Genomic DNA, 1,029 nt, shown 5'->3' with positions numbered 1-1,029 from the left:
CCCGCCCGGCGACTTTCGGACACCGCCTTGACTATTGTTGAGGCCGAGCCGAATTGGAGTCGCAAGTATGGAACGTCGCCGGTTCTCCGCTGGGTTCAAAGCCAGTATTGCTCTGGAGGTGATCGAGCATTCCCGCGCGATTGCTGATATTGCACGTGAAAATAACGTGTCGGAACAGTCTGTCTCTCGATGGGTCCGCCAATATAAGGAGGAACATCCCGAGATTGGCGATAAGTTGACTGAATCAGAAATGGACGAGTTGCGTCGGCTGCGGCGACGTGTGAAATCACTGGAACAGGAGGTCGAATTCCTGGGAAAAGCCACCGCCTTCTTCGCGAAGAAACAGCAACCGTAGACGTTTACGCAGCTATTTCCGCTGAAGAAGGCAACTATTCGGTGAGCATGATGTGCAATGCCGTATCGGTGTCCCGGTCCGGCTATTACGCATGGAAAAACCATGTACCGTGTGCCCGGGACCTCGAACGGCGTCGTGTGGAGGACCTGATCGTGGCGATCTTCGACGATTCCGACCACACGTATGGCTATCGGCGTGTGCATGCCCAGCTGGCGCGCCAGGGCGAGCAGATCGACGATGACACCGTCCGCCAGATCATGGGTGATCTGCGCCTGGTGGCCTGCCAGCCACGGCCGTTCCGGCCCGTCACCACGATCGCTGGCGATATCGCCGGCCTGCCTGATCTGGTCAACCGGGACTTCACCGCGACGGCGCCCGGGGCCAAGCTTGTCGGGGACATCACCTACATCCGCACCTGGGAAGGATGGTTGTACCTGGCGACCGTGCTGGATTGTTTCAGCAAGAAAGTCATCGGATATGCGATGGACTCCACCATGACATCGGCACTCACCTGCGACGCATTGAGCATGGCTGCTGACAGAATTCCTATCACTGCCGGACTAACAATTTTCCATTCGGATTATGCCGAGGTTTTCGTTAAGCCGAGGGACTCTAAGCCATGTTGTGCTGCTTGATGTTTCGTGTTTTTCTCCGGCTTAACGTTTCGCTGCCTG

The 1,029-nt window shown here is 56.7% G+C and carries 2 protein-coding genes; both read left to right on the top strand.

The features are described from left to right. Positions 1-67 precede the first annotated feature (67 nt). Positions 68-355 (top strand): transposase, encoded by a 288-nt coding sequence (locus AC2VLY_RS11580; protein WP_249763148.1) that lies wholly within the window; start codon positions 68-70, stop codon positions 353-355. Continuing rightward, a complete protein-coding gene (locus AC2VLY_RS11575) occupies positions 244-990 on the top strand; it encodes an IS3 family transposase (RefSeq protein ID WP_486922318.1) in 747 nt (248 codons plus the stop codon). The genes AC2VLY_RS11580 and AC2VLY_RS11575 overlap by 112 nt, the downstream gene beginning before the upstream one ends. Positions 991-1,029: the final 39 nt, after the last annotated feature.

This window comes from Acidithiobacillus sp. TH-A36, from assembly GCF_057473445.1.
Note: the sequence above shows the minus strand (reverse complement) of the source record. Positions and strands in the feature narration are given on the sequence as shown.

Coding starts and splice junctions, on each gene's coding strand:
- AC2VLY_RS11580 (WP_249763148.1), top strand. CDS start 68: ATGGAACGTCGCCGGTTCTCCGCTGGGTTCAAAGCCAGTATTGCTCTG.